Annotated in this window: 11 protein-coding genes; 2 read left to right on the forward strand and 9 right to left on the reverse strand. The window is 73.1% G+C overall.

Annotation, left to right across the window (positions count from 1 at the left end):
• Positions 1–12: 12 nt before the first annotated feature.
• The gene (locus IE273_RS04060; RefSeq protein WP_189813753.1) at positions 13–3,537 is read right to left on the reverse strand and encodes an AfsR/SARP family transcriptional regulator; all 3,525 of its coding nucleotides are present in this window, start codon (positions 3,535–3,537) and stop codon (positions 13–15) included.
• Between the two features lie 144 nt (positions 3,538–3,681).
• Between IE273_RS04060 and IE273_RS04065 the strand changes: the two genes are divergently transcribed.
• A complete protein-coding gene (locus IE273_RS04065; RefSeq protein WP_189813754.1) occupies positions 3,682–4,917 on the forward strand; it encodes an MFS transporter in 1,236 nt (411 codons plus the stop codon).
• Between the two features lie 138 nt (positions 4,918–5,055).
• Here IE273_RS04065 and IE273_RS04070 read toward each other — a convergent pair whose 3' ends face one another.
• Positions 5,056–6,525, reverse strand: a complete 1,470-nt coding sequence (locus IE273_RS04070; protein WP_175252306.1) for an MFS transporter — start codon at positions 6,523–6,525, stop codon at positions 5,056–5,058.
• Between the two features lie 179 nt (positions 6,526–6,704).
• Here IE273_RS04070 and IE273_RS04075 point away from each other — a divergent pair, with 179 nt between their 5' ends.
• Positions 6,705–7,031, forward strand: coding sequence for an ArsR/SmtB family transcription factor (locus IE273_RS04075; protein WP_059262028.1), 327 nt, complete (start codon positions 6,705–6,707; stop codon positions 7,029–7,031).
• Positions 7,032–7,057: 26 nt separating this feature from the next.
• Here the strand turns inward: IE273_RS04075 and IE273_RS04080 are convergent, their stop codons facing one another.
• The 7 genes from IE273_RS04080 to IE273_RS04110 all read right to left on the reverse strand — a co-directional run bounded on the left by IE273_RS04080 (position 7,058) and on the right by IE273_RS04110 (position 13,920).
• Positions 7,058–8,005: a Gfo/Idh/MocA family protein gene (locus tag IE273_RS04080; protein ID WP_229887066.1), complete on the reverse strand. Its 948-nt coding sequence runs from the start codon at positions 8,003–8,005 to the stop codon at positions 7,058–7,060.
• A gap of 35 nt (positions 8,006–8,040) precedes the next feature.
• Positions 8,041–8,541, reverse strand: a complete 501-nt coding sequence (locus tag IE273_RS04085) for a flavin reductase family protein (protein ID WP_229887067.1) — start codon at positions 8,539–8,541, stop codon at positions 8,041–8,043.
• A gap of 58 nt (positions 8,542–8,599) precedes the next feature.
• Positions 8,600–9,511, reverse strand: coding sequence for a UTP--glucose-1-phosphate uridylyltransferase GalU (gene galU, locus IE273_RS04090; RefSeq protein WP_189813756.1), 912 nt, complete (start codon positions 9,509–9,511; stop codon positions 8,600–8,602).
• Positions 9,508–11,019 carry an alpha,alpha-trehalose-phosphate synthase (UDP-forming) gene (locus IE273_RS04095; RefSeq protein ID WP_189813757.1) on the reverse strand — a complete coding sequence of 504 codons (1,512 nt, stop codon included), beginning with the start codon at positions 11,017–11,019 and terminating at the stop codon, positions 9,508–9,510. Before IE273_RS04095 ends, galU begins: the two co-directional genes overlap by 4 nt.
• An 88-nt stretch (positions 11,020–11,107) precedes the next feature.
• The gene (locus IE273_RS04100) at positions 11,108–12,169 is read right to left on the reverse strand and encodes a zinc-dependent alcohol dehydrogenase (protein ID WP_229887068.1); all 1,062 of its coding nucleotides are present in this window, start codon (positions 12,167–12,169) and stop codon (positions 11,108–11,110) included.
• Positions 12,170–12,228: 59 nt separating this feature from the next.
• On the reverse strand, positions 12,229–13,428 hold the full coding sequence (locus IE273_RS04105; protein ID WP_189813758.1) for an acyl-CoA dehydrogenase family protein: 1,200 nt from the start codon (positions 13,426–13,428) through the stop codon (positions 12,229–12,231).
• A 345-nt stretch (positions 13,429–13,773) separates the two neighbouring features.
• Positions 13,774–13,920 (reverse strand): LxmA leader domain family RiPP, encoded by a 147-nt coding sequence (locus IE273_RS04110; protein WP_189813759.1) that lies wholly within the window; start codon positions 13,918–13,920, stop codon positions 13,774–13,776.
• Positions 13,921–14,031: the final 111 nt, after the last annotated feature.

The raw sequence follows: 14,031 nt of genomic DNA on the forward strand, positions 1-14,031 counted from the left end.
CGTACCACCTCGTCAGGGGTGAGCGGGGCCGGACGCGCGGGGAGCGGTGGCGGCGCACCGGGCGCGGGCGGCACGGTCCGCCGGCCCGGACAGGGCGGTGCGCGCGTGCCGCTCCGCCTCGGCGGGGGTCAGCCGCTCACCGCGCTCGAACGCCTCGGTGAAGGCTTGCGGACCCAGGACCGCCCGCGCCGCGGCGGTGACGCGGTCGACGTCGCCGCGCTCGGCGGGCGGCAGGGGCGCGCCCACGCTGCGGCGCGCGGCGTGGGCGGCGCCGAGGAGCAGGGCCGCGCAGGCGGCGCCGGACCGGTGTCCGCACAGGGCGGCCGTCCCGGCGAGCCCTTCCAGGCAGAGCGCGAGGGCACGGGGCTCGTCCAGGGAGCGGGCGATCCTGAGGCCGCGCAGGTGATGGGCGGCGGACCGGGCGGCATCGCCGCGGAGTTCGGCGAGGAAGCCGAGTTCGGCGTGCCGGAGGTGGTCACCGGCCGGGGAGGAGACGTCGGCGTGGGCGGCGCGGATGCGCCGCAGGTGCGCCTCGGCCGCGTCGATGTCGCCGGAGCGCCGCGCGCCGAGGGCCAGGCCCATGTCGGCGTGGATCTCGCCGTACTTGTAGCCCTGTTCGACGGCGATCCGGCGGGCCTGCTCGTGCAGTTCGCGGGCGCGGTCGAAGTCGTGGGCGAGCAGCGCCAGGCGGCCGAGCCCGGACAGCCGCGCCGACACCTCGGCCTGAAGACACAACTCCCGGGCGATCCGGAGACCTTCGCGCTGACGCCGGGCCGCCTGCGTGTACTCCCCCTTGATCTCGGCGAGCACGGCGAGCGGTGAGACGGTCTGCAACTCCCCCCAGCCGTCGCCCAGTTCACGGAAGAGGGCACGGCTGCGCCGTCCGTCGCGGGCCACCGCGTCCAGGTCACCGCGGACCAGGGCGAGCGCCGCCCGCAGGCCGAGCGCGGCGGCGGTGCCCCACCGCTCGTCCACCGCCTCGAACTGGGCCAGGGCACGGGCGTTCAGGGCGCGGCTGCCGTCCAGGTCGCCCACGCTGAACCCGCCGTAGGCGTTCAGCCACAGCGCCCGGGCGCGGCGCACGGGGTCGGGTACGGCGTCGGTGGCGGGGGTCACCGTGCGCTCGCCGGTGAGCAGCACGAACGCGCTGTGCAGCAGCACGAGTTCGGGATCGGGATCACCTGCGGTGGCGGCGAGGACGGCGGCCAGGCCGCGGCGGCCCTCGGTGAGCCGGCCGCGCAGCAGCCACCACCAGGACAGGGCGGTGACCAGCCGTACGGCCTCCTCGCTCCGTCCGGCGGCGGCCCGGCGCACCGCCTCCTCCAGGGCGGCGCGCAGATTGCCCGCCTCGGTGTCCAGGCGGGCGAGCCAGTCCCGCTGCCGTGGTCCGCGCAGCCGCCGCTCCGCGCGTTCGGCGAGCGCCAGGTAGTGCCGCAGATGCCGCTCGCGTACGGCGGACTCGTCGGCCGTGTCGCGCAGTCGCTCGACGGCGTAGGCGGCGACCGACTCCAGGAGGCGGTAGCGGGGGCCGGCCGGGCCGGTCGTGACGACGACGAGGGACTTCTCCACGAGCCGGGTGACGAGGTCGAGCACCGCGCCGCCGGGCACGCCCTCCCCCGCGCACACCGCCTCCGCCGCGTCGAGGGCGCAGCCGTCGCTGTGCACGGCGAGACGGCTCAGCACGAGGCGTTCCGGCACGCCGAGCAGGTCCCAGCTCCAGTCGATCATCGCGCGCAGGGTCTGCTGACGGGCGGGCGCGCCCCGCTGCCCGGAGGTCAGCACCCGGAACCGGTCGTCGAGCCGCGCGGCCAACTCCCTTACGCCGAGGGCGCGTACGCGGGACGCGGCGAGTTCCAGGGCGAGCGGGATGCCGTCCAGCCGACGGCAGATCTCGGCCACGAGGGCGGGGTCGGCTCCCTGGTCCTCGCCGGTGCCCTTGTCCTCGCCGGTGCCGAGCCGGAAGCCGGGCGCGCGGGCGGCGGCCCGCTCGGTGAACAGGCGCACGGCGTCCGGGGTGGGCAGCGGCTCGACCAGGAACACCGTTTCACCGGCCAGGGCGAGCGGTTCCTGGCCGGTGGTGAGGACGCGCAGCCGGGGGGCGCCGCGCAGGAGCAGCCCGACCAGTTCGGCGGCGGACGCGACGACGTGCTCGCAGTTGTCCAGCACGAGCAGGGTACGGCGGTCGCGCAGGGCGGCGGCCAGCCGGTGCACGGGGGAGGCGGCCACGGTGCCGGTGGCGGGCGGGGCGGAGGGGGCGTCGTCGCGGATGCCGAGGGTGGCGGCGACGATCCCGGCGAGGTCGTCGGGGGTGGCGCTGCGCAGACCCGCGAACTCCACGAACCAGACCCCGTCGGGTACGCCTCCGGACGCGAACCCCTGCGCGACGGCCACCGCGAGACGCGTCTTCCCGACGCCACCGGGACCGGTGAGGGTGACCAGCCGCTGCCGCGCGAGCAGAGGGGAGAGGTCGGCGAGGGCTTGGTCGCGGCCTACGAGGGGGGTGAGGGGGTGGGGGAGGTTGGTCGGGGTGGCGGCGGTGGCGGGGGTGGTCTCGGGGGGCGACGGCGGTGGAGGCGTCCGCGGGGCCGTCCGCGGCCACGGCGTCGGGTGCGGTGGCGCGGCGGCCTCGGAGTACGGCACGGCGGCCCCGGGGTGCGACGAGGGCGCCGGGTACGGCGGCACCCGGTCGGCCGGGGCCGGGTGCGGCGTGGTGCCGTGGGGGCTCGCCGCGGTGCCTTGCGGGCCCGGCACGGTGAGCTGGTGGCTCGGCGCGGTGGCCCCGGCCGGAGCCGCGGGGTCGGTGGTCAGCGACGGGTCCTGGCGGAGCATGGCCCGGTGCAGGGCGCTCAGGGCGGGGCCGGGGCAGGCGCCGAGTTCGTCGGCGAGGCGGGTGCGGAGATCCTCGTACGAGGCGAGCGCTTCGCCCTGGTGGCCCGCGCGGTACAGCGCCCGCATCTGCACCGCGCGCAGGCGCTCCCGCAGCGGATGCTCGGTCACGAGCGCGGCCAGTTCGCCGGCGAGGAGCAGGTGGTCCCCCGCCGCCAGCCGGGCCTCGGCCCGCTCCTCCAGCACGGCCAGCCGCTGCTCCCCGAGGCACTCCCGGGCCGCGCGGGCGAACTCCTCGTCGGCGAAGTCGGCGTACGCGGGCCCCCGCCACAGCCCGAGGGCCTCGGTGAGCAGGGTCGCCCGCACCCGTGGGTCCGCGACCGAGCGCGCCTCGGCGACGAGCCGGCCGAACCGCTCGGTGTCCACGTCGTCGGCCGGGCCGAGCCGCAGCCGGTACCCCGGCGGCTGCCGGACCAGCCGCTCGCGGCCGACCACCCGGCGCAGTTGGGAGACCTTGGCCTGGAGCGCGCCGGCCGGATTGCCGGGGAGGCGGTCGCCCCAGAGGTCGTGGACGAGCCGGTCGGCGGAGACGGGGCCGCCGTCGTGCGCGAGCAGATCCGCCAGCAGCGCCCGCACCTTGGTCTCGGGGACCTTGAGCGGTTCCCCCTCGTCGTCCCACACCGCGAGTGGTCCGAGCACCCCAAACCGCATGCGCACCACCGTACCCGTCCGGTGAGCGGCTCGGCCGTCCCGTCCGGCGCCGCGACGTTCCCGAAGGATTTCCGAAGCATTCCGCAAGCGCCCGCCCGCACCGTTGCACCAGACACGGATCCACGAGATACGGAGTGCATCACCATGACCGCCTCCCCCGACACGGCCGCCCCCTCCGGCAGGGATTCCGGTGCCGCGCCGCCCGCGCGGCGGCGCGGCGGGAAACTGCCGCTGCCGGCGCTGCTCGCCCTCGCCACCGCGGTGTTCCTCACCAGCCTCACCGAGACGCTGCCCGCGGGCCTGCTCCCCGGGATGAGCCACGACCTGCGGGTGAGCGAGTCCGCGACCGGGCAGACGGTCACGGTCTACGCCGTCGGCACGGCGCTCACCGCGATCCCGCTGACGGCGGCCACCGCCGCCTGGCGGCGCAAGCGGCTGCTGCTCACCGCCGTGGCGGGCTTCGCCGTGGCCAACACGGTCACGGCCGTGTCGTCCGTCTACGGCCTGACGATGGTGGCCCGCTTCCTCGCCGGTGTCGCCGCGGGCCTGGCGTGGTCCCTGCTCGCCGGCTACGCGCGCCGCATGGTGGAGGTCCCCCTCCAGGGCCGGGCGATCGCCGTGGCCATGACGGGGATCCCGGTGGCGCTCTCCCTCGGTGTGCCCGCCGGGACCTTCCTCGGCCAGGCCCTCGGCTGGCGCGTGGCGTTCTGGGCGATGACGGCACTCGCGGTGGTGCTGCTGGTGTGGATCACCGCCGTGGTGCCCGACCATCCGGGCCTGCCGCGCGGCGAACGCCCGCGGATGCTGCGGGCGCTGGGGGTGCCGGGCGTGCGCCCGGTGCTCTTCGTGACGCTCGTCTTCGTGCTGGCCCACACGGTGCTGTACGCCTACATCGCCACGTTCCTGGACGGTCTGGGGATGGGTGACGACACCGACCTGGTGCTGCTCGCCTTCGGTGTCGCGTCCCTACTGGGCGTCTGGGTGGTGGGGGCGCAGATCCAGTACCGGCTGCGCTCGTTGACCATCGCCGGCACGCTGCTGGTGGCGGTGGCCGCGGCCTGGCTGGGGGTGCTCGGCGACGGCGGCGCGCCGGTGTACGTCGCCGCCGCGCTGTGGGGGCTGGGCTGGGGCGGGCTGCCCACCCTGTTGCAGACCGCCGTCGGCGACGCGGGCGGCGACCGGGCCGACGCGGCGCAGGCGATGCTGGTCACGCTGTGGAACGTGGCCATGGCCGGCGGCGGCGTGCTGGGCGGCGTCCTGCTGGACGCGGCCGGCAGCGGCTCCTTCCCCTGGACGGTGCTGGTGCTCCTGCTGCCCGTGCTCGCCGTGGTGCTCGCCGCGCGCGGCCATGGCTTCCCGTCCCGGCGCCGCGCGGCGTGAACGCCGTAGGCCGGTGACGGTCCGCGGCCTTCCGCGCGGAAAGGTGCCCCGGCGGCCGTGGCCGCCGGGGCACCCGAGCGCGTCGGCCGCCGTGCGCGCCCCGCGGGGGATGGTCGGACGCGTGGTGGCCGGTCGCGCTCACCGAACCGTGAGGACGGGATCCTCGACGGCCGCGGAGGCGGCCTGCGCCTTCTTGCTGGGCAGGCCGAGCGTGATGAGCAGGCCGACCACCATGCCGACCGCGGTGAGCAGGACGACGAGGAACTCGCCGTCGGCGGTGGCGGCCTTCAGGGCCTGGCCGGTCTTGCCCCCGGTGCCGGCGTCGGCGATGGCGGTGAGGACGGCCAGGCCGATGGCGTTGCCGATGTTGAGGGTGGTGGAGGCCATGCCGTTGGCGATGCCCTGCTCGTTGGCGGCGACTCCGGTGGAGGCGGCGATCCACATGGCGGTCCAGACGATGCCCTGGCCCACACCGGAGACGATCAGTCCGGGTACGGCCATCAGGTAGGTGGCGTCCGCGTCGAAGCCCCAGGCCAGGAGTGCCGTGCCCACGGCGCCGACGAGGAAGCCGGCCAGCAGCGTGGGCCGGGTGCCCAGCCGGGTGGTCAGGCGCTCGCCCAGCTGGGTGCCGGTGGCGATGGCGACGGAGGGCACGAGGAAGGCCAGGCCGGTCTGGAGCGCGCTGAAGCCGTGGACGGACTGGAGCAGCACGGTCAGGAAGTACGGCAGGGTGCCGAAGGTGGCCATGTAGAGGAAGGTGACCGTGATGCCCACGCTGAGGCTGCGGTTGCGGAACAGCCGGAACGGCATGAGCGGGTCCCGGCTGCGCGACTCGATGACGGCGAAGGCGATCAGGAAGACGACGGCGGCGACGAAGGAACCGATGACCTCGGGCGCGGTCCAGCCGTTCTCCGGGCCCTCCACCAGGGCGAACACGAGCAGCGTGGCACCGGCGGTGACCGTGAGGGCGCCGGGCAGGTCGAACCGGCGGCCCGCGGTGCGCGCCTCGTCGCGCGGGATGACGGCCAGTGCGGCGAGGGCGACGAGACCGGCCAGCGGCACGTTGACGAAGAAGACGGCGGGCCAGCCGAAGCTCTCGGTGAGGATGCCGCCCAGCAGCGCGCCGACGGTCAGACCGCTCGCGCCGGCCCCGCCCCACACGGCGAGTGCCCGGTTCCGCTTGGGCCCTTCCTCGAAGAGGGTGTTGATCAGGGACAGCGTGGACGGCAGCAGGAGCGCGCCACCGATGCCCTGGACGGCACGGGCGGCGATGATGACGGCCGGACTGCCGGCCAGCCCGCCGGCCAGGGACGACACGGCGTAGACGGTGAGTGCGAGGACGAAGATCCGGCGTCGCCCGAGCAGGTCCGCCGCCCGACCGCCGAGCAGCAGGAAGCCGCCGGCGAAGACGACGTAGGCGCTGACGACCAGTTGCTGCGTCTGGCCGGGGAAGCCCAGGTCGTCGCCGATGTCGGGCAGCGCGACGAAGACGATGTTCAGGTCGAGCGAGAAGATCAGCTGCGCCAAGGCCAGCAGCGCCAGACTCCAGCCCAGCCGTCGCCCGTCCGGGCCCGCGTGGCCCGACTGGAGCGTGGGTGAAGTGGACATGAGAGGTCAGCCCCTTCGGGTCGTGGGCAGGGCAGCCCAACCAGTACGACTGTTCACATGCTTACGTACAATCGAACCGTCAGCAACCGGGGGAACGAGATTCGGCCATGAGCCGGCGCACCGGTCAACGAGCGGCGCACGCCCAGGGGATGGTCATACTGTCGCGGTACAGTGGGACAATGATCGCCCACCACCCCGACCGTGATCAGATCCGCATCGAAAACGTCCTCAGCGCCCTCGGCAACCCCATGCGCCTGACCGTTGTCCGCGTCCTCAGCGACGGCGAGGAGCACAACTGCGGCAGCATCCTGGACGGGGTCTCGAAGTCGTCGATGACGCACCACTGGCGCGTTCTGCGCGACGCCGGCGTCATCTGGCAGCGCCCCTCGGGCCGGGAGAACCTGCTGTCGCTGCGCCGCGCCGACCTCGACCACCGCTACCCCGGCCTCCTGGACGCGATCCTGGACGGCGCGCGCAGCGAGGCCGGCCTCCAGCGCCAGGACTGACCGGTCCGCCCCGGCCCGGCCGGGGATCAGCGCCGGCGCCGGGCCACGCCGGCGATCTCCTCCAGCAGCGAGGCCGTACGCCGGATGTCGCCGTGGTCCGGGGGCTGCCAGGCCGGCCGGCCGCCGAGCTGCCGCAGGAACGCCGTGAGCACCGCCCGCGCCTGGGGCGGTTCGTGCCGCCACGTCGTCCCGGTCCGTCCCGTCCGCAGCGTGACGCTGCCGCCGGCGACCTGGATCGTGCCGTGCCGCCCCGCGAAGCGCGCGGTGAAGCCGGTGCGCGGACCGATCCAGCTCGCGTGCAGGGTGACCGGGACGCCTCCCCAGCGCAGCACCGCGGTGCCGGCCGGTTCCAGGGGAAGCCCCGGGCGGTGGCGCAGCTCCGCGTCGAGGACGTCGAGCGGCCGGCGCGGGGCCAGCCACAGCAGCAGGTCGATCAGATGGATGCCGAGGTCGCTCAGCGCTCCGGCCGCCCCGTGGGCGGGATCCAGCATCCAGGCCGCCTCCCCCGTGAACACGCCGTCCGTGAGCCCGGTGTGCGCGAAGCCCAGCCGTACGGCGGTGAGCGGCCCGAGGACGTCCTGCCGCAGCAGTTCCCGCACCCGTCGCAGGCCGGGCGCGCAGCGCAGGAACATGGCGGTGGTCGTGGGTGCGCCGGCCGCCGGCGGCAGCAGCAGCAGACGGGCGGTCTGTCCGGCCGTCGCCGCCAGGGGTTTCTCGACCAGGGTCGGTACGCCGGCCCTGACGGTGTGGGGCAGCAGCTGGGCGTGCTGCGCGGTGGTGGAGGTGATGACGGCCGCGTCCGCGCACCGCAGCGCCTCCCGCACGGACGCGGCACCGAACGCCGGCCTGTCGCCGGTGTCCGGTGCCGCGGGGAGCACGACCGCCGAGATGCGGGGGTCGCGGGCCAGGAGGTCGTGGTAGTCGCGGAAGTGCACGTGTGAGGTGCCGAGCAGGGCCACATGGAGTGGTCTCAACGGGTCGCTGTCCCTTGGTGGCGCGTCCGGCGGTGTCAGCGGGCGCCGACGGCGGTGGCCTCGGGAACGGGCCGGCCGAAGGAGCGGTCGCTGTAGACCAGCGGGACGCCGTCACCGGTGTGGGTCGCCTCCACGCGGCCGATGAGGATGCTGTGGTCTCCCCCGTCGACGATGTCGTGCAGGGCGCAGGCGACGCGCGCCGCCGCGTCGCGCAGGCCGGGGAGGCCGAACTCGCAGGTCTCCATGTCGCCGTCGGCGAACCGGTCCACGCCGGAGCGGGCGAAGCGCAGGGCGACGTCGCTCTGGTCGGCGGCCAGGACGTTGACCAGGAACCGCTCGGCGGTCACGAAGGCGTGGTGGGTGCTGGCCTTCTTGTCCAGGCAGATCAGGACCAGCGGCGGCGTGAGGGACAGGGAGCTGAAGGAACTGCCGGTGAAGCCCCACCGGTCGCCGGACGCGTCGACGGTCGTGGCGATCGTCACGGGAGCCGGAACGCGGGCCATGGCACGGGTGAAGAGGGAACGGTCGACGGTCATGGAGAACATCCGTTTCGCGGGGCCGGGGTGGCCGGCCGGGTGAGGGGGGTGGCCGGTGTCAGGGGCTCTTCGGCATCGACTCGGTGACATACCGGTGGAGCCAGGTGCGGAACTCCTCGCCGAGGTCCTCGCGTTCGCACGCGAGCCGCACGATGGCGCGCAGGTAGTCGCCGCGGTCACCGGTGTCGTAGCGGCGGCCCTTGAAGACGACGGCGTGGATCTGCTCGTCCCCGTCGGACAGCAGCCGTTGCAGCGCGTCGGTGAGCTGGATCTCCCCTCCCCTGCCGGGCGGGGTGTCGCGCAGGACGTCGAAGACGGCCGGGGACAGCACGTACCGGCCGATGACGGCGAGGTCACTGGGCGCCGTGCCGGGCTGCGGCTTCTCCACGAGGGAGGTCACCTGGACGACGTCGGAGTCCTTGGTGAGGTCGACCGCGGCACAGCCGTAGAGGTGGATCTGCGCGGGGTCGACCTCCATCAGGGCGATGACGCTGCCGCCGTACTCGCCCTGGACCTCGGCCATCCGGGCGAGCAGGGGGTCGCGCGGGTCGATGAGGTCGTCCCCGAGCAGTACGGCGAAGGGTTCGTCCCCCACGTGCGGGGCGGCGCACAGGACGGCGTGGCCGAGTCCCTTGGGTTCTCCCTGTCGCACGTAGTGCAGGGCGGCGAGGTCGTTGGTGGCCCGCACCTTCTCCAGCCGGCCGTGGTCGCCCTTGGCCCGCAGGAGGCGTTCCAGCTCCTGGTTGCGGTCGAAGTGGTCCTCCAGCGCTCTCTTGTTGCGTCCGGTGACCATGAGGACGTCGGTCAGTCCGGCGGCCACGGCCTCCTCGACGACGTACTGGATGGCCGGCTTGTCGACGACGGGCAGCATCTCCTTGGGCGTGGCCTTCGTGGCGGGCAGGAACCGCGTTCCCATGCCTGCCGCGGGGATGACGGCCTTCCGCGGGGGGACGGGCGGTACGGGTGTCATGTCAGGGCCCATTCGGTGTCGGAGGCGAGCGGCGCGGAACCGTCCGCCACGGGGGAGCCGGGAACGCCGGGGCGGCCGTCGGACAGGGCGGCGAGGAACGACCGGGCCCAGAACTCCACGTCGTGGGTGAGGACTTGGCGGCGCAGTCCGCCCATGCGCAGGCGCGCCTGGTGCGGGGACTGGGCCAGTGCCTCGGCGAGGGCGTTCTCGACCTCGTCCAGGTGGTGCGGGTTGACCAGGAACGCTCCGGTCAGCTCGGCCGCCGCGCCCGCGAACTCGCTGAGCACCAGGGCCCCGTCCTCGCGGTACCGGCAGGCGACGTATTCCTTGCAGACGAGGTTCATGCCGTCGCGCAGCGGGGTCACCAGCATGACGTCGGCCGCGCTGTAGAAGGCGGCGAGTTCCTCCCGGCTGACGGAGGTGTGCAGATAGTGGACGACCGGCCGGCCGACGCGGCTGAACTCGCCGTTGACCCGTCCGACGGCGCGCTCGATGTCCTCGCGCAACCGGACGTAGTGCTCGACGCGTTCGCGGCTGGGGATGGCGATCTGGACGAAGGCGACCCGGTCGGGACGGATGCGCCCCTCGGAGAGCATCTCGTGGACCGCCCGGAGGCGGACGTCGATGCCCTTCGTGTAGTCCAGCCGGTCCACCCCGAGGATGATCTTCTCGGGGTCGCCGAGTTCCTCGCGGATCTGCCGGGCGCGCCGCTGGACGTCGGGCCGCCGGGCGAGCCGGTCGAGTTCGGCCGCGTCGATGGAGATGGGGAAGGCCCCGATGCGGACGTCACGGTCGCCGAGACGGACCATCTCCTGGCCTGGACCGGACGCGGGGTGCGGTGCGGTGGGCAGGCCGGTGAGCCGGTGCGCGAGCCAGCGGAAGTTCCGCGCGCCGCCGGGCCGGTGGAAGCCGATGAGGTCGGCGCCGAGCAGGCCGCGCACGATCTCGGTCCGCCAGGGCAGCTGCATGAACAGTTCCACGGGCGGGAACGGGATGTGCAGGAAGAAGCCGATGCGCACGTCGGGGCGCAGCTCGCGCAGCATGGCCGGCACGAGCTGGAGCTGGTAGTCCTGGACCCACACGGTGGCTCCGGGACCGCTGGCCCTGCTCGCGGCCTCGGCGAACGTGCGGTTGACCCGCACGTATGCCTCCCACCAGCCGCGGTGGTACTCGGGCGGCACGATCACGTCGTGGTACAGCGGCCAGAGGGTGCCGTTGGAGAAGCCCTCGTAGAAACCGCGGACGTCGTCGGCGGAGAGCCGCACGGGGTGCAGGCGCAGGCCGTCGTCCGGGAGGGCGGGCAGGTCGTGGGCCGTGGTCCCGGGCCACCCCACCCACACGCCCCGCCTTCCGCGCAGGAACGGCTCCAGGGCGTTGACGAGGCCTCCGGGGCTGTGCCGCCAGTGCGGGCGGCCGGCGGCGTCGCGTTCCAGGCTCACGGGCAGGCGGTTGGCCACGACCACGAGGCCGGCCTGCGCTCGCGGTGCCTGCGTGTCTTCGTCGTCCATCCGGAAGCTCCTTGTGCAGCGGGCTGGGGCGGGGGCGCCGCGCCGGGTGTGCCGGTCGGTGGTCGCCGGCGGCACACCCGGCGGCGGGTCACTTGCGGAAGTCGACGATGGTCTTCAGGTCGGTGGTGAACCGGTAGTTCTCGAAGATGGCCACCAGACCGTCGTAGTCGTCGAAGGGGTGGACGGTGGACAGCAGCGCCTTGCCGTCGACGATGCCCCTCAGCAGCATCTGCATGGCCGCCGCGATGACGTTGGCGCTCTTGTGCATCGGGAAGTGGGTGACGTCGAAGGGCGCCGAGCGGATGTTGATGCCCTTGGCGAGCATGAGCCAGGTGTCGAACTTCTGCATCTCCTGGGACGCCCCGTAGAGGACGTAGCGGCCCCCGGCCTTCATCTTGCGCATCGCGACCCGGCGCGGGTCCTTCTCCTCGTCCACGCCCTTGACGGTGGGCAGGGCGTCGAAGACGTAGTCGAAGGTCCCCTCCGGGACGGAGTCGATCAGCTCCTCCGGCAGGTAGGCCCGGTCGGAGAACTGGCTCTCGGCGAAGGCGTTGCGGGCCGGATTCGTGTCGACGGAGACGACCGTGTTGGCCGCGAGGAGCTTCTTGATCACGCTGCCCGCGATGATGCCGATGGGGCCGGTGCCCAGGATGAGCACCTTGTCGCCGACCCGCGGCGGGTTGGACAGCACCGAGCGCATCGCGCCGGTGACCGGCTCGATGAACGACGCCTCCAGGTCGCCCATCTCCTCCGGTATCTTCACCGCCGCCGCTCGCCGGTCGTCGTTGAAGTTGCGGTCGGCGGCGAAGACGTCCTCCTTCACCTGACCGGAGAAGATGGGGCGCACGGTGCGGTACTCGGCGAAGCCGCCGAAGTCCGTCTGGCCCCAGTAGACGATGCGGTCCCCGACCTTGACGTCGACGGAGCCGCCGTCGAACTCGGGGCCGATGTCGACCACTTCGCCCAGGTACTCGTGACCCAGGATGACGGGATATTCGGACGGGAAGAGGTGTCCTTCGTAGAAGGAGATGTCGGTGGAGCAGATCGACACGCACCGCGTCTTCATCAACAGGCCGTCGACCGGGGCCGCGGGGACCGGGAGTTCGGCCAGAACGGTCTTGCGCGGGGCCAGGAGCTGAACTGCCTTCATCGATTCCACTGGTTTCCTCCGGGATGTGCCGGCATCGGATTCTTGGATACTTCTCGGGGTCACCGGCGCTTCAGCAGTTCTCCGCCGAGGAGGTACTGGCCGGCCATTTCGTAGTGCGTGGACGACAGCGTGATGTGCTTGACCGCGGAATGCACGTCACGGAAACAGCGCTCCAGCCGGCTGGTGGCGTAGACGGAGGTGGCGCCCGCCAGGTTGTAGGCGATGTCGACCGCGGCCGAGGTGTTCTCCGCCACCGTCGCGGCGGTCAGGCGTACGAGCGCCGTCAGCGGCTTTCCACCGGTCTCACCGAATGCGCTGACGCGGTCGGCGGTGTCGGCGAGCAGCAGGCGCGTGGTGTGCACGAGTATTTCGGCACGCGCCAGTTTCTCCTGGACCACGTGGCTGGTGGCCAGCGTGCTGCCGGCACCGGTCGCGGTCTTCTTGACGGCGAGTTCCTTGAACGCGCCGACCGCGTCCTGGGCGATTCCGAGCGCGGTGGAGGCGGACGTGAACGGCCCGAAGTCGTCGTAGCTGACGGCGTAGGCGCGCGATTCCCGGGCGGCCGGCGGGCGGGCCATCTCCGCGCCGTCGACGGTGTATTCACGCGGGACGAAGACGTCCTGGACGGTGTAGTGGTTGCTGCCGGTTCCGCGCAGCCCGACGGTGTACCAGGTGTCCTGGAACTCGACCGACTTGCGCGGCACGAACAGCATGCGCAGTTCGGGGCCGCTGTCGGTGCGGCGCACCTCTCCCCCCTCGGTGACGAAGGCCGCGCACACCAGCCAGTCGGCGTGGGCCGACCCGCTGGCGAACGCCCACTCGCCGCTGAGCCGGTATCCGCCGGGGACGGCCTCGGCGCGGCCGGAGGGGTTGACGCCGCCCACGACGAGGCCGTCGTGGTCGCGGAACAGCTCGGTGGAGGTGGCCTCGGGCAGGTAGTCGGCGAGCCGGCCGATGGCGCCCTGCACGCCCATCTGCCAGGCCACGGAGGCGTCCAGACGGGCGAGCGCCTGGATGACGGCGGAGCCGGTCCGGATGCTGACCTGGGAGCCGCCGAACCGCCGCGAGACCCACATCCGCGGGATCCCCGCGTCCCGCAGGGCCTCGAACACGGGCCGCGGGGTCACGCGCTCGCGGTCGGCCTGCTCGCGCGCCGCCTCGATGACCGGTGCGATCCGCTGGACCCGGTCCAGCCACGCTTGCGTCTCCTCGTCCGGCAAGACGGAAGGCAGCGCGTGCTCGACGCTGAATTCATTCATGATTTAGCTCCGTACTGTCCCGGAATGGGCTACGAGAGAAAACCGCAGGACATGAACTGGGAGAGAACGCGTCGACGTTGACGCTGAAACAGGAGAGCTTCGGCCTCACGGCAGCAGTCTTGGCGCCGGACAGCGGATCCACCTTCCGAAAGGGGAATCCGAGGCTTCTTCGCTCGCTCCGCGAACAGTGCTCCCACCTCGCGGCTGCGTGTTCCATTCTGGGAAGGACCGGGACTTCGGGCAAGCCCCGTCGGCCGGAAGTTGCACGCCTCGGACGACAAAAGAGCCCGGGAGAACTCGGTGAGTTCTCCCGGGCTCGGCGTCCGCGCCGTGCGGCGCGGTTCGTCAGTGCTGGCCGGTGAGGCTGAAGGTCGGGGTGATGGAGAATCCCGGCGTCTTGGCCTCGGTCGACGCCTCGACGACGGCGGCGAGTTCCTCAAGGTCGGTGTAGGCGTCGAAACCAGTGGCCAGTTCGGCGGTCTCGTTCATCATGCTGCTACCTCCTGTTTGTTTTCAGAGGCTCCGGCCGGAGACATTTCTTTTATAGCAAGCACGGATCTGACCACCAAGATGCATCTTGCACACTCCGGTGCCTTTCCGGGT

This window comes from Streptomyces olivaceoviridis (assembly GCF_014650115.1).
GTDB lineage: Bacteria > Actinomycetota > Actinomycetes > Streptomycetales > Streptomycetaceae > Streptomyces > Streptomyces olivaceoviridis.

Coding starts and splice junctions, on each gene's coding strand:
- IE273_RS04060 (WP_189813753.1), bottom strand. CDS start 3,537: ATGCGGTTTGGGGTGCTCGGACCACTCGCGGTGTGGGACGACGAGGGG.
- IE273_RS04065 (WP_189813754.1), top strand. CDS start 3,682: ATGACCGCCTCCCCCGACACGGCCGCCCCCTCCGGCAGGGATTCCGGT.
- IE273_RS04070 (WP_175252306.1), bottom strand. CDS start 6,525: ATGTCCACTTCACCCACGCTCCAGTCGGGCCACGCGGGCCCGGACGGG.
- IE273_RS04075 (WP_059262028.1), top strand. CDS start 6,705: ATGATCGCCCACCACCCCGACCGTGATCAGATCCGCATCGAAAACGTC.
- IE273_RS04085 (WP_229887067.1), bottom strand. CDS start 8,541: ATGACCGTCGACCGTTCCCTCTTCACCCGTGCCATGGCCCGCGTTCCG.
- galU (WP_189813756.1), bottom strand. CDS start 9,511: ATGACACCCGTACCGCCCGTCCCCCCGCGGAAGGCCGTCATCCCCGCG.
- IE273_RS04095 (WP_189813757.1), bottom strand. CDS start 11,019: ATGGACGACGAAGACACGCAGGCACCGCGAGCGCAGGCCGGCCTCGTG.
- IE273_RS04100 (WP_229887068.1), bottom strand. CDS start 12,169: ATGAAGGCAGTTCAGCTCCTGGCCCCGCGCAAGACCGTTCTGGCCGAA.
- IE273_RS04105 (WP_189813758.1), bottom strand. CDS start 13,428: ATGAATGAATTCAGCGTCGAGCACGCGCTGCCTTCCGTCTTGCCGGAC.
- IE273_RS04110 (WP_189813759.1), bottom strand. CDS start 13,920: ATGATGAACGAGACCGCCGAACTGGCCACTGGTTTCGACGCCTACACC.